Below are 19,565 nucleotides of genomic sequence, written 5' to 3'. Positions count from 1 at the left end.
GCTACCTCTGGGTCGTCCGTGGCCGGGCCAGGGTGAGGGCGAAGTCACCGTCGGGGTCGGTCCACCATCCCTGCGTGACGAAACCGGCGGCCTCCAGCTCCTCGCTGAGGGGTTCCTTCCGGAACTTGGCGGAGATCTCGGTCCGCAGCTCCTCGCCGGTCTCGAATCGCACCTCCAGGTCCAGCGCCGCAACGTCCACCACCATCGGCACCCGGGCCCGCAGCCACATCTCCATCTGCTCCTCCTCGGCGTTCCACCGGGCGACGTGGTCGAACGCGGCAGGGTCGAAGTCGGCCGCGAGCTCCCTGTTGATCACCCGCAGCACATTGCGGTTGAACTCTGCGGTCACCCCCGCGGAGTCGTCGTAGGCCGCCACCAACCGGGCGGTGTCCTTCACCAGGTCGGTGCCCAGCAGCAGCGTGTCCTCCGGACCGAGACCGCGCCGGATCATCGCCAGGAACGCATGCCGGGCCCGCGGCTCGAGATTGCCGATGGTGCTGCCGAGGAACGCGACCATGCGGCGGCCTCCGGTCGGGAGCCTGTCGAGGTGCTCCTCGAAGTCGGCGACCACGCCGTGCAGCTCGAGATCCGGATAGTCCCCGGCCAGCGAGGTCATCGCGCCCTGCAGCGCGCTGTCGCTGACGTCGACCGGGACATACCTGTGCAGATGCCCGGCCCGGGCCAGGGCGTCGAGCAGCAGCCTGGTCTTCTCCGAGGACCCCGAACCCAGCTCGACCAGGGTGTCCGCACCGGACAGCCGGGCGATCTCGTCACCGTAGGCCTCGAGAATGGCGCGTTCGGTCCGTGTCGGGTAGTACTCGGGCAACCGGGTGATGTCTTCGAACAGCTCGCTCCCCCGGGCGTCGTAGAAGTACTTCGGCGGCAGCCCTTTCGGCCGGCTGGTGAGACCTCGGCGGACGTCGACTCTGATCGCCGCCTGCAGGTCGGCTGGCGCGAGGAAGACGTCGATGCGCAGGGTGGCAGTGCTGTCGGCCACAGGGCCTCCATTCGTTTGGGAAGGACAGGTTCAGGTGTTCAGGGCAAGGACTTCGATGCCGGCCGGGTCGGCCTGCACTTGCGACTCGGCCGGGAGCTCCCGCCACCCCGGGGAATCATCGATCGGCTCCGACGCCAGCAGCACACCACCGGCACTCTGGTGGCAGAACAGCGGGTCCCCATAGCAGGTGGCCGCCACCCGCTCGCCGTCGGTGGCCAGGAAGGAGAGCCGGCCACCGCCAGCCCCCAGCGCCGCCTGCAGAGACTCGGCAAGTCCCTCCGCCAGCGATGCCCCGGCCGACCAGGCGGAGACGGCGACGCCGAACAGCAGGGCGGAGTCCACCGGGGCCGCCGCCTCTGGGATGTCCAGCGTCCGATCGAGCAACGCCTTGCGTGCACGGGGCCAGTCGGCCAGAGCCCCGGTGTGGCTGAACAGCCAGCGACCGTGGGTGAAGGGCGCGGCCGACGACTCGTCGGAGGAGGCGAAACCGGGGGTGGCGTCACGGACCGCGCCCAGCACGCAGCGCGAGGCGATGGTGGGTGCCAGCGAGGCGAAGGACGAGTCGCCCCAGATCGGCTGCGCCCGTCGGTACCGCACTGGCTCCGGTCGCGTCCCCGGATACCAGCCGACGCCGAAACCGTCCGCGTTGACCACACCGTGCTGCTGGTGCCGGGGTGCGTAGGACTGCCGCAGCAGGGAGAAGGCCGGCTCGAGGATCAGTGACGCGAGCGTCACCGGCTCGCCGACCCAAGCCAGGTGACGGCACATCAGGCGTCCCTGGCGGTACGGAAGCCGGCGAAGATCTGGCGGCGGATCGGGTAGTCCCAGTTGCGGAACGTGTTTCGGCAGGCCAGCGGGTCGGTGGCCCAGGAGCCTCCGCGAAGCACCTTGTAGTCGGAACCGAAGAAGACCTCGGAATACTCCGGATAGGGAAACATGCAGAAGCCGGGATGACTGGTGAAGTCGCTGGCCGTCCACTCCCACACGTCGCCGAGCAGCTGCAGTGCGCCCACCGCCGAGGCGCCGGCGGGGAACGATCCGACCGGGCTGGGGCGGAAGCGCGCCTGCCCGAGATTCGCGTACTCGGCGGACGGCGGCTGGTCGCCCCAGGGGAACCGGCGCTTGGTGCCGGTGGCGGGATCCCAGGAGGCGGCTTTCTCCCATTCCGCCTCGCTCGGCAGCCGCCGTCCGGCCCAGCGGGCGTACGCCTCGGCCTCGAACCAGCAGACGTGCTGCACGGGCTCGTCGTCCGGCAGTGGCTCCACCACGCCGAACCTCCGCCGCTGCCACGACTCCCCCTCCTGGAACCAGAACGCCGGAGCCCGTTTGCCGGAGCGGCAGCGCCACTCCCAACCGCCCGTGCTCCACCAGCGGGCGTCGTCATAGCCACCGTCCTCGACGAAGCTCCGGTAGGCGCCGACCGAGACCGGTGTGGTGTCGATCCAGTACGGCGGCAGGAAAACGGCGCGGGACGGCCGCTCGTTGTCGTACGCCCACGGGTCGGTGGAGGTGCCCATCATGAACTCGCCGGCCTCCACGAGCACCTCGGCGGGCCAGGTCACGGCCCGCGGTGCCGGCATCGCCTCCCCCACCGGGAGCACCTGGGGTCCTCGACGCAGCTGATGGGTCGCAAGCATCGTCTCGTCGTGCTGGTGCTCGTGCTGCAGCACCATTCCGTAGACGAACCCGGCGTCGAGCAGCGGCACGGCCGGCTCGAAGCTGACGGTCTCCAGGGAGTCCAGCACCTTCCGCCGGACCAGGTCGACATAGTCGCTGGACTCCGCGGGTGACAGCAGCGGCAGGCTCGGGCGTTCCGACCGCGGATGCTCGAAGGCGTCGTAGAGGTCGTCGATGTCCGGCCGCATCGCCTCGAGCCCCGCCGTCTCGCGCAGCAGCCACAGCTCCTCATAGTTGCCGACGTGGGCCAGGTCCCAGACCAGCGGCGACATCAGGGCGGAGTGCTGCCTGGTGAGGTCGTCGTCGTCGAGGACGGCGGTGGTCAGGCCGAAGGAGCGGTCCCTGACTCGCTGCAGCTCGGTGGCGACGAACTCCTTCAACTGTCCGGGGTCGGCAGTGGCTGGGTCCAGCGCCGTCATGAGGGCTCCTTTCGGGCAGCGTCGTCGGCGGGCGTGCGACCCCGAGCGACGTAGTGATCGGTGAATTTCGCGACGGCGGCTTTGAGCGTCGAGTCGACCACCGACCGCTCGACCGCGTCGAACAGTGCCAGCGCGGCTCGGGCCAGGGCCGGATCCTCCAGACCGCAGCGGGCCGCCGTCGTCCAGGCGCCCACCACCGGCGCGCACGCCTCGGCAGCGGCGTCGGCGGCGGCCGGGTCAGCCATCAGGGTGGCCAGCACCGCGACCGGCACCGACCACCACTGCGGAGCCTGCGCGTCGATGAAGCGGACCTCGAACCAACCACGCGGGCGCACCGGCGGGAACAGGGTGCTGAGGTGGTAGGCGAGGTCGTCCTCCGTTGGACCCGGCAGGCCCGCGACCCGGCCGCCGACCCAGTCAGCGAAGGTGAAGCCCGGCGACGCCAGCCACGGTCCCCCGCTGGTGCGCACCATCATCACTGGCGCTGCCAGGGCGTAGTCAGCCCAGGCCGTGGCGGGATCGTCGCCGACAGGTGCGTGCGTGCGGTCCGGATCCAGATGCAGCCAGACCGCCTGCCGGGTGGACTTCCAGCCGGTCCGGCGGCGGTTGAGCACCGGGGAGTTGGCGAAGGCGGCGCTGACGGTGGGGCCGACCAGGTGCAGCAGGTCCCAACGGCGGGCGATGTCCGTGGGGTCAGTCCCTGCTTCCAGGTTGACCTGGACCGCGGCGGTGGACGACATCATCACTCGACCGAGCCCGTCAGGGATCGCGTCGAACCCGTGCGGGAGAGTGTCGAAATAGGCCGCCATCGCGTCGTAGCGGGCCTGGTGGAGCTGACGGAGCGGCGCCCGGTCCGGGTCGATGGCCGACGGGACCAGGGCCAGCCCGGCGCGGCTGAGGATCGCCTGCAGATGGGCGACATCGCGGTCGAGGGCGGCGCAGCATCGACCCATCTCCGCAGCGGGCGGGGAGCTCAGCTCGACCTGACCGCCGGGCTCAAGCGTGCACCGGCTACCGCCCGGGAACGTTCCGACGTCGTCCAGCAGGGAGCGGAGGGTGGTCACCGGAACGACGGACTCCGGCTCCTCCGGGCGCGCGACGATCCACTCGAGCTCCGCGCCCACTCGTCCCGGCGGACCCGTCTTGAAGCAGATGCGCTGCACATAACCGTGGACCTGATCCGCGTCGTGCACCCGCCGACCGTCTGACATCGAGCCTCCTCGCCGCACAGCGTTGCGCGTACGGGTAACTTACAGCCCACCCCTGACACTCGACCGGGGTGGATGCTGGGCTGTCCACGCCGCCGGCGCGAGCGGCAGACCTACTTGCCGAACCCCGCGGTGAGTCCGCTGAGGAGCTGCCGGCGGCCGACCACGTACAGCACCAGGATCGGCAGCGTCGACAGCACGACGGCTGCCAGCACGGCCGGGATGTTGACGCTGTACTCCCCCTGGAACGCCCACAACGCCAGCGGCATCACCCGGAGGTCGGGGCTCTGGGTCAGGATCAGCGGAAACAGGAAGCCGTTCCACACGTTCAGCCCGTTGTAGATGCTGACCGTGACGATCGCCGGACGGGTCAGCGGGAACGCCAGCCGCCAGGCGATCTGCCAGCTGGTGCAGCCGTCGAGCCGCATCGACTCGAACAGCTCCTTGGGCACGTCACGCAGGAACGTGCTCAGGATCAAGACCGTCAGCGGCACCCCGAAGGCGATCGACGGCAACACCAGCGCACCCAGCGAGTCATACATGTGCAACCGGGTGATCATCAGATAGATCGGGATGATCGTCGCCTGCAACGGAATGGCGAGCCCGAGCAGGAACAGGGCCCGGCAGAGTCGGAGGAACCGGCTGTTGCCGCGGACGATGGCGTAGGCGGCCATGAAGCTGAACAGCACGATCGGGATGACCGAGCCGACCGTCACGATGACCGAGTTGAGGAAGTAGCGTCCAATGCCCGCCCTCAGCACGTCGCCGTAGGCCTGCATCGTCGGTGGCATCGGCGGAGCCAGCGGGTTCTGGGTGAAGTAGTCGCCCTGGTTCTTGAAGGTGGTGATCACCGCGTAGTAGATCGGCAGGATGATCACCGCCAGCCAGATCCAGCCGAGCAGGCCGCCGAGATAGTTGCGCCGCCGAGACCGTCGGCCCCGACGCGTGGGCGGCGCTGCCTGGCTGGTTGTCTGCGCCTGTGCAGCCACGGTCGTCACGTCGTCACAGCCCTTCCAGCTGGCTGGCGGCTCGGTCGCGGCCGCCGATGCGTTGGATGCCGAGCGCGAGAGCCAGCCCGACGAAGACCAGAATCACCGCGATGACACTTGCCGCACCCATCTGGTTGGCCTTGAAACCACGCAGGTACATGTCCAGGGCCAGGATGCGGGTCGCGTTGCCGGGACCACCACCAGTCAGGACGAAGATCAGGTCGAAGTACGTCAACGAACCCACCAGGATCAAGGTGGATGAGGTGATGATCGTGTACTTGAGCTGGGGCAGCGTGATCGAGAAGAACTGCCGGACGCGGCCGGCACCATCGATCTGCGCCGACTCGTACAGTGACGCTGGGATCTGGCGGACGCCGCCCTGGTACAGCAGCGTGTGGAAGGGAACGAACTGCCAGGCGATCACGAAGATCACCACGAAGAACACCAGAGTGGGGTCGCCGAGCCAGTCCTGGGAAAGGAAGGGCAGATGCAGACCCGCGCTGAGCCCGAAGTTCGGGTCCAGCAGGGACTTGAAGGCGATCGCCACGGCAGCCGAGGACAGCAGCAACGGAAGGAAGTACAGCACGGCCAGCACCGCGCGATAGCGCTCGTGCCCGGCAACGAACACGCCGAGCAGCATGCTCACCGGGGTCTGCACCAGCCAGGACACGATCATGATCTTGAACGTCAGCCAGATCGCATGGTAGGTGCCGGGGTCGTTCAGGACCTGCGTCCAGCTTCCGGTGCCGGCATACGTGATGGCGCTGATGCCGTCCCAGGAGGTGAAGCTGAGCGCCACCACACCGACCAGCGGGATCAGCGCGAAGGCGACGAAGAAGATCAACGCCGGTAGGACCAGCAGGTCCAGCGGCGCCTCGCCGACCCGCCTGCTCTCGCTGGTCTGGTCCGGTGCGCCCGCAACGGAGGCGAGAGCAGCCACGTCACTTCCCCAGGGTGGCGTTCATGTTGCTGGCGAACTTCTCCGGCGTGATCTGCAGCAGGAACAACTGGTCGACGTTGTTCAACAGCGCATCGGCCTGCGTCGGACTGAGCGCCTGGTCCCAGGACTGCTGGAAGTTCGGCGCCTGGCTGCTCAGCTCGTAGATGAACTGGAGAAACTCCGGGTTGTCCGAGCCGGCCAGCTTGGACTGCGCCGCCTTCACCACTGGCAGGCCGCCACTGGCGATGTAGGCGTCGATGTCCTTATCGGTGAACAGCCCGTCGGTGAGGTACGCCTTGGCGACCTTCTTCTCGTCTTCGCTGGCCTTTGCCGAGATCGACCAGTAGTTGGCCGGGTTCCCGACAGTGTTCTTCGGATCTCCCTTGCCGCCGGCGATGGTCGGGAAGTTGGAGAAGGCGAGATGGTTCTTGACGAAGTCCGGCTGAGCGCTCTTCATGCCACCGTAGGCCCAGCCACCGTGCAGCATCATGGCCGCTTTGCCGGTGTAGAGCAGGGCCTGATCAGCGTTGGAGTCGGCTGCGATCGAGGAGAACCCCTTGATGAACCCCTTCGCCTTGACCAGCTCCTGCACCCTCTGGCCGGTCTGGATGACGGCATCGTCGGACCAGGCGTCGGACTTGTTCGCGAAGATCGCGTTGAACACCTCGGGTCCACCGATCCGATCCAGCAGATACTCCAGCCACATCATGGAGGTCCATTTCGACTGTCCACCCAGGGAGAACGGGGCAACCCCCTTACCGTTGAACACGTCAACCAGGTTCATCACGTCGTCCCAGCTCTTCGGCAGGTCCGCACCGGCCTTCTCGAACTGGGTCTTGTTGTAGTACATGACGATCGGCTGGGTGTTGTTGCACGGAATCGCGAAGATCTTGCCGTCGAAGGTGGCAGAACCCCAGGTGGCGTCCAGGAACTTGTCCTTGAAGTCGGCGTTGTCCTTCAGCCAGCTGGTCAGGTCCTCCACCTGATCGGCATCCGCATAGGACTTGAGAATGCCGCCACCCCAGCCGTAGATCATCGTCGGGGCCTGACCGGCACCGACCGCGGTGCGGATCTTGGTCTTGTACGCGTCGTTCTGGAAGAAGGTCACGTTCATCGTGCCCTTGCCCAGCTTGTTGAACGCGGCCACCGAGTTCTTCTGGATGTCCTCGTTCGGTTGACCACTCAAGGCCCACATGCTGGCGGTGCCGGCACCACTCTTCCCGCCGGAGGAACCGGCTGGACCCGACGTCCCGCAGGCAGAGAGGCCGGCGGCAGCCAGCGGGGCCAGCGCGGCGAGCCCGAGAAAGGAGCGGCGACTGCTACGCGGAATCGGCATTGATCCTCCAGATGATGTTCATGAGTCCCGATAGCCCGGAGCGCCCTGTTCAGCTTCGAACCTGTGAAAAAACTGGCTGTTCAAGAAAGGTATAACGAATGACGACCAGCGGCTAGGGCACCCGTGAAAGGTTTCGTGGCTGGTCACAGAGCCACCGGCTGACGCCTGATCGCCACGCCGTAGGCTCCCCTTCGATGACCAGGACAACGCCACCTTCCAGTTGCTGGAGCCCGGTGAGATCAGCCGAACACCGACTGCACGATCTCCTTCTCGCGTTCGAGCATCGCCCACTCGTCGTCATCGGGACCGTCGTAGATCAGGGCAAGCGGCCCCGCGTAGTCGGCCGCCCGCAACAGCTCCAGGCAATGGCGGAAGTCCTCCGCGTCCGGTCCGGTGGCGGAGAAGCCGCATTTGGCGTGGCAGGTCTCGGCCAGCGCTGAGACCGAAGCCAGATGGGTGTATTTCGTGGCGCCTCGCCAGTTGCCCAGGTCGAGGAGCAGGCCGACCTGTTCCCCCGTCTGCTGCAGCAGCTCGTGTACCTCCACCGAGGAAGGCAGCAGGTCCATCCAGTTCTCGGTGACCACCCGGATACCTGGATGGCCAGCAGCCAACCGGGCCAGCCGCTGGGCGCTTTCACTCAGCCGGTCCGGCGTCGGGGTGGCCATACCGGCGATCACCCGGGCCCGGTCGGCTCCAAGGGCCGTTGCCGTGTCCAGCCACTCCCCGACCCAGGTCTCGTGTGCGTCGGCCTCCGTCGGATGAGTGAGGTCTCCGTCGTCGATCAGCACCGCATCGAGGCGGATCCCCGCCTGGGCCAGGGCAGACCGCAACTCGTCCAGATAGCTCTGGTCGCGGGACGGCAGATGGAAGTGGCAGATCTGAAGCGTGTCATAGCCTCGCCGCCGTAGCTCGTCGGGCAGTTCGAGCAGGGACAGCCGGGGTTCTCCCCAGCGGGCTTCGGCCACCCCGTCACGGGGGTCTGCCGGAGTGTCGAGGTAGTACGAGCCCAACGTGCGGTGCAGCGACCAGGTCGACACGGCAAAGGTGGTCATGGTCCTCGACCCTACCGCCGGTGGCCCACTGATAGGGGCCTTTCGGCCCTCGACTGGACTGCCGCCGGAGCGGATCGTGGTTGACATGCGGGGCACGTTCGGAATCGGCCGCATTGCCGGGGTGGCCATCCGGATCCACTGGAGCGTCGCGGTCATCTTCGCCCTGATCGCCTGGAGCCTCGCCACAGTCACATTCCCGGGCTACTACCCCAAGGAGCCCCGCTGGATGCACATCGTCGCCGGGCTGACCGCCGCCGTGGTCTTCCTGCTCGGTCTGCTGGCTCACGAGCTGTCCCATGCCGTGGTGGCCAGGCGCAACGGGGTCGAGGTCGACAACATCACGCTGTGGCTCCTGGGAGGTGTCGCCCAGCTGCGCGGCAAGGCCGGAGACCCGGGATCGGAACTCCGCATCGCCGGAGTCGGGCCGCTGGTCAGCGTCCTGATCGGACTGGCGTTCGGGTTGGGGACGCTGCTGCTCAGCGTGGCCGGGGTGTCGGGGCTGTTGGTCGGGGCGTTCGCCTGGCTCGCCGGCATCAACCTACTGCTCGCCGTCTTCAATGCCATCCCGGCGGCACCACTCGACGGTGGCCGCCTGTTGCACGCGGCGCTGTGGAAGTGGCGCGGCGACTATGTGTGGGCCGCTGTCGCGGCCGCGCGTGCCGGGCGGGTTCTGGGTTTCATCCTCGTCCTGCTCGGCCTGGGACTCTTCCTGCAGACGGGCATCCTGTCGTCGCTGTGGTCGGTCCTGTTGGGCTGGTTCCTGGCCCGCGCTGCGAGTGCGGAGGAGCAGCAGGTGCTCCTCGACGATGCACTCCAGACGGTGCGCGTCCGCGACGTGATGTCCCCCGAACCCGAGACCGTCCCAGCCGACATCACGGTGGCGGCGCTGATCGACGAGTACCTCTTCCAGCGACGCCACTCGAGCTTCCCGTTGGTCGACCAGGACGGACGACTGGTCGGGTTGATCACGCTGCGCCGGATCAAGGAGGTCCCGGTGGCTCTCCGGAGCACGACCCGGGCCCGCGACATCGCCTGCCCGGCGACGGAGGTCGTGACGACGGCGCCGGACGAGCCGCTGCCCGAGCTCATCCCCCGGCTGGGCCTCAGTGCGGACGGCCGCGCGCTGGTTCTGCAGGCAGGCGAGCTGGTCGGGATCGTCTCCCCGTCGGACGTCAGCCAAGCGGCCCAACGGGCCATGGCGCGCTCCCATCCTGCGAGCCTGCTCAGGCGATTCTGACTGGTGTCGGTGCGGTCACGATCGCCTAACGGTCGAGTGACGGTTAATCATTTACGTCATAAGCGTTCCATATGACGCCTAGTGTTGACATTGACCAACTCGGGGTCCCGAAAACGCACCTTTTTGAAAGGGGTGACCCCGTTGCACGCCCTGCTGAACAGCATCTTCCTCCAACTGAACTCCATCTGCATCAGCTGTGTGGGCTTGTTCTTCTGAACAGGTCCAGACGTCCCTAAGGCCCCGTCTCCGACACCCGGAGCCGGGGCACGGTCATGTCTGGTGCGAGACAGCCGGGCGGCGCTCACCGGAGTCCAGCGTGGCAGCGTACGCCCTGCCGGCCAGCCACGGGGCCAACGAGGTCCGGTTGATCGCCACCCCGAGCGACCACGGCACCACCAGTGCCAAGGCGAAGCAGAGACCCAGCGGCCAGCCGGCCAGGGTGTCGGTGAGGTACAACACCGCGGCATGCGCCAGCAGCACTACAAGACCGGCCGCCGCCAGGGTGGTGATCAGCTGCTGCACGCGCGGTGCCAGCCTGGCGATGGCGTACTCGGCCAGCAGGATGAGCGCTACCCCGATGCCGATGGCCGCCAGGACGCTGACCACCGGCCGGCCGAAGTCGCCGTACTTGACGTCGAACGGTGCCGCCGCCCCGGTCACCACCAGAACGGCTGAGACCGCCAGCAGGATGAGGCCGACCAGTTCGGCATGAGCGATCCGCGCCCGGTGCTTCCGGAGCTCCTGCCCCACCAGCACGAACAAGGCGCACGGCAACACCAGCCCCACCGAGTAGGGGGTGTGAGCCATCGTCGGCCCCCACAGGTAGGCAGCGATCATCCCAGCGACGGCCAGCGCCCAGACCGCCATGCGTGGCAGCAGCTGACAGGCCCGCACGAACACTCCGGTCAGGAAGAGCGCCGCGACGAACCAGTAGGCGGAGAAGGGTCGACCCACCTGTGCTCCGTACAGCAGCCCAGCCGCCAACCGGACCGGCGACTGGCCCCGCTCGGCCCAGGCCCAGATCACGAAGGGGATGCCGATGATCGCCAGCCAGGCGAAATAGGGCCGCATCAGGGCCTTGCTGCGGTGGATCACGTCGCCACGCAGCGGACGGTTCCCCGACCACAGGTAGCCAGCCAGCAGGAAGAACGCCGGCACCTGCCAGAGCGAGATCGTCAGGTGGAGAGCGCGTTGCTCCGGCCAGGTGTGGCCGCTCACAATGGCGATGATGCCGAGGATGCGGATGGCATCGAGAGCGGCGGATCTCGGTCTGCGTGGGGCTGGGGCGGCCATGCGGTTCCTTCGGTCGGGTCGTGGCTGGCTGTATCTTTCCCTCTCCACCGAGGACAGGGCAACCGCAGCCTGACCATCCGGCACCGCCCAGCGGGGCGACACCCGCGGACCGTCGCGGCCAACATCTCTCTATCATGGTTCCTCGCTGGCACCCGACCATTCGGCGCGGCGACCACCGCCCGACGCAGAGGACACCCCGTGACAGACACCCACCCGACCGGACCCAGGCTCAGGGCGGCCTTCGCCATGGGCTCGAATGAGCTGCTGGAGCGGCTGTTCACTCCCGAGCTGCGGGATCGGCTGGCCTCGGTGGCCGACGTCGTCAGTGGCTCGGTCCTGACCGAGTTCGACTCGGCGGAAGCTCGGGCGGTACTGGCCGGGATCGACGTGCTGATCACCGGCTGGGGATGTCCGAAGGTCACGCCGGAGGTGCTGGACCGCGCCCCGAGCCTGCGCCTGATCGCGCACTCCGCGGGGACGGTGAAGGGTCACCTGCACCGTGCCTGTTGGGAGCGCGGGGTCGCCGTCACGACCGCGGCCCAGGTCAACGGAGTTCCGGTCGCCGAGTTCACGCTTGCCGTCATCCTGCTGGCCGGCAAGGACGCCTTCAACGCGTCATCGCTGGCTCGCCAGACCCGGTCCGGCGTCGCCAAGACCAGCCTCGCTGCCGAGATCGGCAATGTGGGCACCACTGTCGGCATTATCGGTGCGTCATCGATCGGCCGCGCGGTCCTCCAGCTGCTGCGTCCGTTCAAGCATCGACGGCTGTTGGCCGATCCCACCATCTCAGCGGCCGAGGCGGCGGAGCTGGGGGCCGAACTGGTGCCGCTCGACGAGCTGATGGCGCGGTCACGGATCGTCTCTCTGCATGCACCGATCCTGCCGTCCACGATCGGCATGATCGGCGCTGCCCAGCTCCAGGCGATGCCCGATGGCGCCACCTTCATCAACACCGCACGCGGAGTGTTGGTCGATCATGACGCCTTGCGTGCCGAGACCGGCACGGGGCGGATCAGTGCATTCCTCGATGTGACCGACCCCGAGCCACTGCCCGAGGGCGACCTGCTCTACACGTTGCCGAACGTGGTGATCACCCCACACATCGCCGGCTCGCTCGGCAACGAGCTGCCGTTGATGGCCGCCTCTGCCGTAACCGAGGTCGAGCACCTGGCCGCTGCCGAGCCGCTCGTCCACGAGGTCACCCTGCAGGTCCTGGACACGATGGCCTGACCGGTCCGCGGAGGTCATCTTCGCGCACCCTGGTCGCACCTCGCGTACGGTCGACCATGTGCGAGGCCCACGAACTTGTGCGAGGTGCCGACGTCGGGCCCGCGCTGGCGAACCTGGGGAAGTTCCTTCTACAGGTAGAGTCCGGTCTTGCCGTCGGACAGCCGCTCGGCCGCGACGGCGTGGAGATCCCTTTCGCGAAGGAGCAGATAGTCCTTGCCGCGCACCTCGACCTCGGCCCTGTCCTCCGGGTCGAACAGCACGCGGTCGGACACCTTCACCGTTCTCACGTTGGACCCGACCGCGACGACCTTCGCCCAGGTGAGCCGCCGGCCCATCGCCACCGTTGCCGGGATGACGATGCCTCCGCCGCTGCGCCGCTCGCCGTTCTCTCCTTCGGTGGACACCAGCACGCGATCGTGCAGCATTCTGATCGGTAGCGGTTCAGCGGACTCGCCACCGCCGTCGGATACGTGAACGTCAGACACGCGTCAGTCCTTCTTCTTCCCGCCGGACCTGATCTTGCGGATGATCAAGACGAAGGTGACGAAGCCCGCCACCGCTGCTCCGAGGATGACCAGCCTGCCGGTGCGCAGGCCGTTCTCGTCGACCACCTGGGCCTTGGCGTTCTCGAGCTCGGTGTGGGCCAGCTGCTTGACGTTGGCGATCTGCCGTTGCTTGATCCGCTGCGGGTGGACTCGGTCGATCAGCGTCTCGACCGAGGCGGTCAGTCGTTCCCGGGCGGCAGCCATGTCGGCCTCGATCTGCTGCTGGGTGCGCGCAGGCCCCTTGGGTGATGGATCACTCGGTGCCACGATGGGTCTCCCTCGTCAGCCGGACAGGTCTCAGCCAAGGGTATTGCAGCAGCCGGGTGGCCGGTCGGCGGCACCGGATGTCGGGGGGATTAAGGTGCATGCCATGACCACTCGACTGACCAAGGGGGACATCGCACCCGCCTTCACCCTGCCCGACGCGGACGGACAGGACGTCTCGCTCGCCGACTTCGCCGGTCAGCGGGTCATCGTCTACTTCTACCCGGCCGCGATGACTCCGGGGTGCACCACCCAGGCCGTGGACTTCACGGCCGCCATGGACGAGCTCAGGGCCGCGGGGCTCCAGGTCCTCGGCATCTCGCCCGACCCGGTGCCGAAGCTGGCGAAGTTCAGGGAGAAGCAGGCCATCGCCTTCCCGTTGCTGTCCGATCCGGACCGGACCACCCTGCGCGGCTATGCGGCCTACGGGGAGAAGACGCTCTACGGGAAGGTGGTCGAGGGTGTGATCCGCTCGACCTTCGTCGTCGACGTCGACGCCTCGGGTGTCGGCACCGTGGCGCTGGCCCAGTACAACGTCAAGGCCGCCGGCCATGTGGCCAAGCTGCGCCGAGACCTCGGGGTCTGACGGATCGGTAGGATGACCTCTCGCGCCGAAGTGGTGGAATTGGCAGACACGCAGGATTTAGGTTCCTGTGCCCATTTGGGTGTGAGGGTTCAAGCCCCTCCTTCGGCACTCAGTCCTCACCGGCCCGGGTCGTCTGTGTCACGGGTAGAGCCGATCCGCCGATAGGAGACGAAGGCGTAGCCGTCTCGCTGGTCGCGGTTTGTCTCAGCCCACTCGGCTGAGCTGATCGCGGGCAGCGTGACGTTGCCCTCGGGGGACCGGTCCACCTCGGTGAGCTCCAGCCGGTCCAGCCGCGGCCAGGCGGCGCGGTAGATCTCCCCTCCGCCGGCCACGAACACCGTCGCGCCCGGGAACTGCTCGGTGGCCGTGGCGAACGCCTCGTCCAGGCTGGTCGCGGCCCAGACGTTCGGCGGCAGCTCCCCGGTCCTCGGCCACTGCGGGTCGCGGGTCACGACGATGGTGCTACGGCCCGGCAGCGGCCGCCCGATCGAGTCGTAGGTCCGGCGTCCCATGATCAGCACGTGGCCCATGGTCAGGGCCTTGAACCGACGCCAGTCCTCCGCGATCCGCCACGGGATGTCCCCGTCGGCGCCGATCACGCCGTTGCCACCCACCGCCGCGATCCCGACCACCTCGCGGCTGTGCTGTGCCGACATGCGGGCTCAGACCGCGATCGGGGCTTTGATGCCCGGGTGCGGGTCGTAGGACTCGACGGCGATGTCGTCCATCCCGAAGTCGTCGATGCTGCGGATGGCCGGGTTGAGCACCAGCGTGGGCAACGGCCTCGGTGCGCGCGCGAGCTGGGTCCGGGCCTGCTCGAGATGGTTGAGGTAGAGGTGGGCGTCACCCAGCGTATGGATGAAGTCACCCACCTCCAGGTCACAGACCTGGGCGATCAGATGGGTCAGGAGTGCGTACGAGGCGATGTTGAACGGTACGCCCAGGAAGACGTCCGCGGATCGCTGGTAGAGCTGGCAGGACAGCCGACCCTCGGCGACGTAGAACTGGAAGAGGGTGTGGCAGGGCGGCAGCGCCATGTGCTCAAGGTCCGACACGTTCCACGCGCTGACCAGGTGCCGGCGGGAGTCTGGGGTGGTCCGGATGGAGGAGATCACAGCAGCGATCTGGTCCAGGTGCTCGCCCTCCGGCGTCGGCCAGGAGCGCCACTGGTAGCCGTAGATGGGGCCGAGCTCGCCGTCCTCGTCGGCCCACTCGTCCCAGATCGAGACGCCCTGCTCCTTCAGCCAGTCGACGTTGGTGGCCCCCTTGAGGAACCACAGCAGCTCAGCCTTGATCGACTTGACGTGCAGCTTCTTGGTGGTGAGCAGCGGAAAACCCTCTGCCAGGTTGAACCGCATCTGGTAGCCGAACGTGCTCAGCGTGCCGGTGCCCGTCCGGTCACCCTTGCGCACTCCGGTGGTGAGCACATGGTCCAGCAGGTCCAGATAGGTCTTCATAGCGTCCTAGGCTAATGCGTCGGCCAGCACCGGAATCATCAGCCGGAGTGCCTTCCCGCGGTGGCTGATGGCGTCCTTCTCCGCTGCCGCCATCTCTGCATAGGTACGCCGCTCGCCCTCCGGGACGAACATCGGGTCGTAGCCGAAGCCGTTGCTGCCACGCAACTCGTCGAGGAGCCGGCCCGCCATCTCGCCACGGCGGACCTCGGACCGACCGGTGGGCAGCACCAGCGCCATTGCGCAGACGAATCTGGCGACGCGCAGGGGTGCATCGACGTCGGCGAGCTGGCGGAGCAGCAGGGCGTTGTTCTCCTCGTCGCTGGCCCCTGGTCCGGACCAGCGGGCCGACCGCACTCCCGGCATCCCGTTGAGCAGGTCCACGGCCAGGCCGGAGTCGTCGGCCAGGGTCGGCAACCCGGTCCGATGCATGCCATACCTGGCCTTGAGCACGGCGTTGCCCTCGAACGTCGGCTCGGTCTCGGCTGGCTCGGGATACGGCTCCACGTCCGCGAGCCCAAGCACGGTGATGTCCAGCTGAGCCGCGGCCAGCATCCGGCGAAGCTCAGTGAGCTTGTGGGCGTTGTTCGTGGCCAGCAGCAGTTGGGTGGGGGTGCTGCTCCGCCCTTCGACAGGCTCAGGGCGCCTTGTTGCCAGGTCGGGGCGCGGAGGGCGGGTCATCGCAGGGCGGCGGCCTGGAGCTCCGTCAGGGTGGCGCAGCCGGCCGCGCCGAGGTCGAGCAGCGCGTTCAGGGTGTCCCGGTCGAAGGGAGCCTGTTCTGCGGTGCCCTGCAGCTCGATGAAGTCTCCGCCACCGCTCATCACGACGTTCATGTCCGTGTCGGCGGCGGAGTCCTCGGTGTAGCACAGGTCGAGCATGGGGGTGCCGCCCACTATCCCGACCGACACCGCGGCGACCGAGCCGGTCAACGGCTCACCGGCCAGCAGCCGACGGTCGCGCAGCCACGAGACGGCATCGGCCAGGGCCACGTAGGCTCCGGTGATCGAGGCGGTCCGGGTCCCGCCGTCGGCCTGCAGCACGTCGCAGTCGAGCACGATGGTGTTCTCCCCCAGCGCCTTGTAGTCGATGACGGCCCGCAGGCTGCGTCCGATCAGCCGGCTGATCTCCTGGGTCCGGCCGCCGACCCGACCCTTGATCGACTCGCGGTCCGTCCTGGTGTTGGTGGCCCGCGGCAGCATCGCGTACTCGCTGGTCACCCAGCCGAGCCCGGAGCCCTTCCGCCAACGCGGGACCCCCTCAGTGACGCTGGCGGCGACCAGCACCCGGGTCTCGCCGAACTCGACCAGCACCGATCCCTCGGCCTGGGACAGCCAGCCACGAGTGAAGCGGACGTCGCGGAGTTGGTCCAGGGCACGCCCATCGGCACGTTCGGTCATGTCGTCAACCCTACTGAAGCGCCGCCTGTGGCTCGCCGATGGTCCACCGGGCCCCCACCTCGGCCAGCTGGACCGAGCCGGCGAAGTGCGGCTGAGCCTCCTTCAGCACCTGCTCGGGATCGTTCCACGGCGGAATGTGGGTCAGCAGCAGAACGCTCGCCCCGGCCGCCTCGGCGTGCTCAGCCGCCTGCCTGCCACACAGGTGCAGACCGGTGGGCAGGTCGTCGCCGTCAAGGAAGGCGGACTCACACAGCAGCAGGTCGACATCACGGCTGAGCTCGACCAACGTCTGACAGGGTCCGGTGTCACCGGAGAACACCAGCGACCCGCCGCCGGGGACGGCCTCCTCGACCCGGATCGCGTAGGCCTCCACCGGATGGGCGACCCGGACGGTCCGGACGATGAAGGGTCCGATCCGCTGCTCGGGCAGCCAGACCTGGTAGCGGAAGTAGCCGCCGATCCCGGGGCCGGCCTCGCTGGCCGCCCCGTCCACCGAGGGCACGTCGTACGCGCGGGTCAGCCGCCCCGGGGTGCCATCCGGCCCGTAGACGCTGGCCGGTGGCCATGGCGCGGTGCTGGAGTAGCGGGCGGCGACGTAGAAGGCACACAGGTCGAGGCAGTGGTCGGGGTGCAGGTGGCTGAGCGCGATCGCGTCGACCTGGCGCGGGTCCAGGTAGCGGTAGAGCGCTCCGGCCGCACCCGGTCCGAGGTCGAGCACCAGGGTGAACGTCCGGCCCTGGTACGGCGCCTGCACCAGGTAGCAGGACGCCGGCGACTCGGGTCCGGACATCGAGCCGCTGCAGCCGACGATCGTCAGTTCCATCTTCTGCTCCGTTCAGGCGGACCCTGGGCAGAGGGTCCTCAGGCGAACTGTTGCACGTCGGTGACCAGCCCACCCATCAACCGGTGCCCGATCCCTTCGAACTGGTCCGGGCTGCCGGTGGTCAGGAAGCGGTAGCGCGCGGTCCGCGGCAGGTCATGGGTGAGGCCACGACGGGTCAACGTCGCATACACCTCCTTGGCGCACTCCTCGGCGCTGGACACCAGGCTGACCTGGTCACCGAGGACGAGAGAGATGACGCCGGTGAGCAGCGGGTAGTGGGTGCAGCCCAGGATCAGGGTGTCGATCCCGGCCTCCTGAAGGGGCCGCAGGTACTCCTGAGCCACGGCCAGCAACTCGGGCCCCCCGGTGACTCCGGCCTCGACGAACGAGACGAACAGCGGGCAGGCGGCGGTGATCAGCTCGATCTGCGGGGCGACCGCGAAGGCGTCGTCGTAAGCCTGGGAGGTCGCCGTCGCCTCTGTGCAGATCACCCCGACCCGGCCGGACCGGGTGGCGGCGACGGCGCGTCGCGCGGCCGGCAGGATCACCTCCACCACCGGCACCCGGTAGCGCTCGCGGGCGTCCCGGAGGACGGCGGCACTGCCCGAGTTGCAGGCGATCACCAGCATCTTCACGCCCTGGTCCACCAGGTGGTCCAGGCACTCCAGGGCGAACTCGCGGACACTCGCGATGGGCTGGTCGCCGTACGGCGCCCGGGCCGTGTCACCGAGGTAGATGACATCCTCGTTCGGCAGCTGGTCGATGACCGCCCGGGCCACGGTCAACCCACCGAAGCCGGAGTCGAAGATGCCGATCGGTGCCTCGCTGCTCACCTCGGTGTCCACGACGGACAAGCCTAACGAACGGGCTCTCAGCTCTTGAGCCCGTCCAGCACCCGCTGCTTGATCGGGTCGATGCCGTCGTCCCACAGGTTCACGTGCATGCCTGCCAGCACCCGGTCACCGGACTTCCAGAACGCCTGGAAGGCACGGCCCGGGACGTCGCCCACCAGCTCCACCCGGTCGGCCTCTCCCGGCCCTGCCAGGCCGATGTACTCCATTCCCAGGTCGTACTGGTCGGTGAAGAAGTACGGCAGCGAGTCGAAGCGGGCCTCTGCGCCGGCCATCGCCTGTCCTGCCACCGGGCCGGAGTCGTTGGCGAAGGCCCAGTGCTCCACCCGGACCCGCTTGCCCATCAGCGGATGGTCGAGTTCGGCGATGTCCCCGGCGGCGAAGATGTCCGGATCGGAGCTGCGCAGCGAGGCATCGACCAGAACGCCGCGGTCGGTCTCCAGGCCGGCGGCCTTCGCCAGCTCGATTCGCGGTGCCACGCCGACCCCGACCACCACGGCCCCGGCCTCGATCCGCTCGTGGCCAGCGGTGATCACCGCGGTCACCCGGCCGTCGGCGGTCTCGATGCTCTTCAGGCCGGTATGGGTCAGCAACCGGACGCCGTGCTCGGTATGCAGATCGGCGAAGACCTGGGCCACCTCTCGGCCGAGCGGTGCGATCAGCGGCAGCTCGTCCAGCTCGAGCACGGTAACGGCGAGATCGTGTTCGCGGGCAGCCGCGGCGACCTCAAGGCCGATCCAGCCGCCGCCGACGACCACCAGTGGCACGCCGGACTCCAGCACGGCCTTGATGGCGTCCGCGTCGCCGATGGTGCGCAGGTAGTGCACCCCGGCCGCGTCGGCGCCGGGCACGTTCAACCGTCGCGGTTCAGAGCCGGTGGCCAACAGCAGCTTGTCGTAGCCCAGCCGCTCGCCCGAGTCCAGCTCCACCTCATGCTTGGCCCGATCGATGGCCGTCGCCGTAGTGCCGAGCCGGATCTCGATCCCGGCCTCGTCGTACCACTGCTGATCATGGACGAAGGCCGAGGCGCGCTCTTCTGAGCCGAGCAGATAGCCCTTCGAGAGCACCGGCCGCTCATAGGGGAGCTCCGACTCGGTGGTGACGAGGATGATCTTGCCGTCGGTGTCCCGGTCACGGATCGCTTCTGCTGCCTTGGCAGCCGCGAGCCCTCCGCCGACGATGAGGTAGGTCTGCTGCTCCGATGTCATGGGTACAACTCAGCGCACTTGTCCAAGAACGTCAAGCAGGCCGCGCCAGGCAGCCGTCG

At 68.2% G+C, this 19,565-nt stretch carries 21 protein-coding genes and 1 tRNA gene; 4 read left to right on the top strand and 18 right to left on the bottom strand.

From position 1 onward, the window contains the following. Window position 1 precedes the first annotated feature (1 nt). The 8 genes from egtD to JOE57_RS13785 all read right to left on the bottom strand — a co-directional run bounded on the left by egtD (window position 2) and on the right by JOE57_RS13785 (window position 8,618). Window positions 2–997, bottom strand: a complete 996-nt coding sequence (gene egtD, locus JOE57_RS13820) for an L-histidine N(alpha)-methyltransferase (protein WP_338041314.1) — start codon at window positions 995–997, stop codon at window positions 2–4. 30 nt (window positions 998–1,027) lie between these two features. Beyond that, window positions 1,028–1,765 carry an ergothioneine biosynthesis protein EgtC gene (gene egtC / locus JOE57_RS13815; RefSeq protein WP_204918840.1) on the bottom strand — a complete coding sequence of 246 codons (738 nt, stop codon included), beginning with the start codon at window positions 1,763–1,765 and terminating at the stop codon, window positions 1,028–1,030. Then, window positions 1,765–3,093: an ergothioneine biosynthesis protein EgtB gene (gene egtB / locus JOE57_RS13810; protein ID WP_204918838.1), complete on the bottom strand. Its 1,329-nt coding sequence runs from the start codon at window positions 3,091–3,093 to the stop codon at window positions 1,765–1,767. The genes egtC and egtB overlap by 1 nt, the downstream gene beginning before the upstream one ends. Beyond that, entirely contained in the window at window positions 3,090–4,304 is a 1,215-nt protein-coding gene (gene egtA / locus JOE57_RS13805) for an ergothioneine biosynthesis glutamate--cysteine ligase EgtA (protein ID WP_204918836.1), read from the bottom strand. The genes egtB and egtA overlap by 4 nt, the downstream gene beginning before the upstream one ends. A gap of 110 nt (window positions 4,305–4,414) precedes the next feature. Beyond that, a complete protein-coding gene (locus tag JOE57_RS13800) occupies window positions 4,415–5,290 on the bottom strand; it encodes an ABC transporter permease subunit (protein ID WP_204918834.1) in 876 nt (291 codons plus the stop codon). 13 nt (window positions 5,291–5,303) lie between these two features. Beyond that, complete coding sequence (locus JOE57_RS13795; protein WP_204918832.1) at window positions 5,304–6,230, bottom strand: ABC transporter permease subunit; 927 nt, start codon at window positions 6,228–6,230, stop codon at window positions 5,304–5,306. Window position 6,231: 1 nt separating this feature from the next. Then, on the bottom strand, window positions 6,232–7,425 hold the full coding sequence (locus JOE57_RS13790; RefSeq protein ID WP_239579781.1) for an extracellular solute-binding protein: 1,194 nt from the start codon (window positions 7,423–7,425) through the stop codon (window positions 6,232–6,234). 380 nt (window positions 7,426–7,805) lie between these two features. Continuing rightward, entirely contained in the window at window positions 7,806–8,618 is an 813-nt protein-coding gene (locus JOE57_RS13785; protein ID WP_204918828.1) for a sugar phosphate isomerase/epimerase family protein, read from the bottom strand. 85 nt (window positions 8,619–8,703) lie between these two features. Here JOE57_RS13785 and JOE57_RS13780 point away from each other — a divergent pair, with 85 nt between their 5' ends. Then, window positions 8,704–9,855: a site-2 protease family protein gene (locus JOE57_RS13780; protein ID WP_204918825.1), complete on the top strand. Its 1,152-nt coding sequence runs from the start codon at window positions 8,704–8,706 to the stop codon at window positions 9,853–9,855. Window positions 9,856–10,125: 270 nt separating this feature from the next. On the opposite strand, the gene JOE57_RS13775 is transcribed toward JOE57_RS13780, so the two are convergent. Then, on the bottom strand, window positions 10,126–11,148 hold the full coding sequence (locus JOE57_RS13775; RefSeq protein ID WP_204918823.1) for an acyltransferase family protein: 1,023 nt from the start codon (window positions 11,146–11,148) through the stop codon (window positions 10,126–10,128). Window positions 11,149–11,346: 198 nt separating this feature from the next. Here JOE57_RS13775 and JOE57_RS13770 point away from each other — a divergent pair, with 198 nt between their 5' ends. Beyond that, entirely contained in the window at window positions 11,347–12,378 is a 1,032-nt protein-coding gene (locus tag JOE57_RS13770) for an NAD(P)-dependent oxidoreductase (protein ID WP_204918821.1), read from the top strand. Between the two features lie 128 nt (window positions 12,379–12,506). Here the strand turns inward: JOE57_RS13770 and JOE57_RS13765 are convergent, their stop codons facing one another. After that, a complete protein-coding gene (locus JOE57_RS13765) occupies window positions 12,507–12,803 on the bottom strand; it encodes a GroES family chaperonin (RefSeq protein ID WP_204920457.1) in 297 nt (98 codons plus the stop codon). A 63-nt stretch (window positions 12,804–12,866) separates the two neighbouring features. Further along, window positions 12,867–13,190 carry a DUF3618 domain-containing protein gene (locus tag JOE57_RS13760; protein ID WP_338041313.1) on the bottom strand — a complete coding sequence of 108 codons (324 nt, stop codon included), beginning with the start codon at window positions 13,188–13,190 and terminating at the stop codon, window positions 12,867–12,869. A gap of 103 nt (window positions 13,191–13,293) precedes the next feature. On the opposite strand from JOE57_RS13760, the gene bcp reads away from it, so the two are divergent. After that, the gene (gene bcp / locus JOE57_RS13755; protein ID WP_204918819.1) at window positions 13,294–13,773 is read left to right on the top strand and encodes a thioredoxin-dependent thiol peroxidase; all 480 of its coding nucleotides are present in this window, start codon (window positions 13,294–13,296) and stop codon (window positions 13,771–13,773) included. 24 nt (window positions 13,774–13,797) lie between these two features. Beyond that, window positions 13,798–13,881 (top strand) — tRNA-Leu (locus JOE57_RS13750). An 8-nt stretch (window positions 13,882–13,889) separates the two neighbouring features. On the opposite strand, the gene JOE57_RS13745 is transcribed toward JOE57_RS13750, so the two are convergent. Genes JOE57_RS13745 through JOE57_RS13715 form a run of 7 tightly spaced genes read right to left on the bottom strand, consistent with a single transcriptional unit; the run spans window position 13,890 to window position 19,506 of the window. Continuing rightward, entirely contained in the window at window positions 13,890–14,429 is a 540-nt protein-coding gene (locus tag JOE57_RS13745) for a dihydrofolate reductase (RefSeq protein WP_204918818.1), read from the bottom strand. Between the two features lie 6 nt (window positions 14,430–14,435). Then, window positions 14,436–15,230, bottom strand: coding sequence for a thymidylate synthase (locus JOE57_RS13740; RefSeq protein ID WP_204918816.1), 795 nt, complete (start codon window positions 15,228–15,230; stop codon window positions 14,436–14,438). Window positions 15,231–15,236: 6 nt separating this feature from the next. Beyond that, window positions 15,237–15,908: an RdgB/HAM1 family non-canonical purine NTP pyrophosphatase gene (gene rdgB / locus JOE57_RS13735; RefSeq protein ID WP_204918814.1), complete on the bottom strand. Its 672-nt coding sequence runs from the start codon at window positions 15,906–15,908 to the stop codon at window positions 15,237–15,239. After that, window positions 15,905–16,624, bottom strand: coding sequence for a ribonuclease PH (gene rph / locus JOE57_RS13730; protein ID WP_204918813.1), 720 nt, complete (start codon window positions 16,622–16,624; stop codon window positions 15,905–15,907). The genes rdgB and rph overlap by 4 nt, the downstream gene beginning before the upstream one ends. Before the next feature lie 10 nt (window positions 16,625–16,634). Then, window positions 16,635–17,447, bottom strand: coding sequence for an MBL fold metallo-hydrolase (locus JOE57_RS13725; protein ID WP_204918811.1), 813 nt, complete (start codon window positions 17,445–17,447; stop codon window positions 16,635–16,637). 38 nt (window positions 17,448–17,485) lie between these two features. Further along, window positions 17,486–18,292, bottom strand: coding sequence for a glutamate racemase (gene murI / locus JOE57_RS13720; protein ID WP_204918809.1), 807 nt, complete (start codon window positions 18,290–18,292; stop codon window positions 17,486–17,488). 26 nt (window positions 18,293–18,318) lie between these two features. After that, window positions 18,319–19,506 (bottom strand): NAD(P)/FAD-dependent oxidoreductase, encoded by a 1,188-nt coding sequence (locus tag JOE57_RS13715; protein ID WP_204918807.1) that lies wholly within the window; start codon window positions 19,504–19,506, stop codon window positions 18,319–18,321. Between the last annotated feature and the right edge of the window lie 59 nt (window positions 19,507–19,565).

The organism is Microlunatus panaciterrae, assembly GCF_016907535.1.
Taxonomy (GTDB): domain Bacteria; phylum Actinomycetota; class Actinomycetes; order Propionibacteriales; family Propionibacteriaceae; genus Microlunatus; species Microlunatus panaciterrae.
The sequence above is the reverse complement of the archived record's forward strand: the minus strand, read 5'-3'. Positions and strand labels throughout refer to the sequence as shown.

Coding starts and splice junctions, on each gene's coding strand:
- JOE57_RS13740 (WP_204918816.1), bottom strand. CDS start 15,230: ATGAAGACCTATCTGGACCTGCTGGACCATGTGCTCACCACCGGAGTG.
- egtC (WP_204918840.1), bottom strand. CDS start 1,765: ATGTGCCGTCACCTGGCTTGGGTCGGCGAGCCGGTGACGCTCGCGTCA.
- JOE57_RS13790 (WP_239579781.1), bottom strand. CDS start 7,425: ATGTGGGCCTTGAGTGGTCAACCGAACGAGGACATCCAGAAGAACTCG.
- JOE57_RS13725 (WP_204918811.1), bottom strand. CDS start 17,447: ATGGAACTGACGATCGTCGGCTGCAGCGGCTCGATGTCCGGACCCGAG.
- JOE57_RS13785 (WP_204918828.1), bottom strand. CDS start 8,618: ATGACCACCTTTGCCGTGTCGACCTGGTCGCTGCACCGCACGTTGGGC.
- egtA (WP_204918836.1), bottom strand. CDS start 4,304: ATGTCAGACGGTCGGCGGGTGCACGACGCGGATCAGGTCCACGGTTAT.
- rph (WP_204918813.1), bottom strand. CDS start 16,624: ATGACCGAACGTGCCGATGGGCGTGCCCTGGACCAACTCCGCGACGTC.
- egtB (WP_204918838.1), bottom strand. CDS start 3,093: ATGACGGCGCTGGACCCAGCCACTGCCGACCCCGGACAGTTGAAGGAG.
- JOE57_RS13715 (WP_204918807.1), bottom strand. CDS start 19,506: ATGACATCGGAGCAGCAGACCTACCTCATCGTCGGCGGAGGGCTCGCG.
- JOE57_RS13745 (WP_204918818.1), bottom strand. CDS start 14,429: ATGTCGGCACAGCACAGCCGCGAGGTGGTCGGGATCGCGGCGGTGGGT.
- JOE57_RS13775 (WP_204918823.1), bottom strand. CDS start 11,148: ATGGCCGCCCCAGCCCCACGCAGACCGAGATCCGCCGCTCTCGATGCC.
- bcp (WP_204918819.1), top strand. CDS start 13,294: ATGACCACTCGACTGACCAAGGGGGACATCGCACCCGCCTTCACCCTG.
- rdgB (WP_204918814.1), bottom strand. CDS start 15,908: ATGACCCGCCCTCCGCGCCCCGACCTGGCAACAAGGCGCCCTGAGCCT.
- JOE57_RS13780 (WP_204918825.1), top strand. CDS start 8,704: ATGCGGGGCACGTTCGGAATCGGCCGCATTGCCGGGGTGGCCATCCGG.
- JOE57_RS13765 (WP_204920457.1), bottom strand. CDS start 12,803: ATGCTGCACGATCGCGTGCTGGTGTCCACCGAAGGAGAGAACGGCGAG.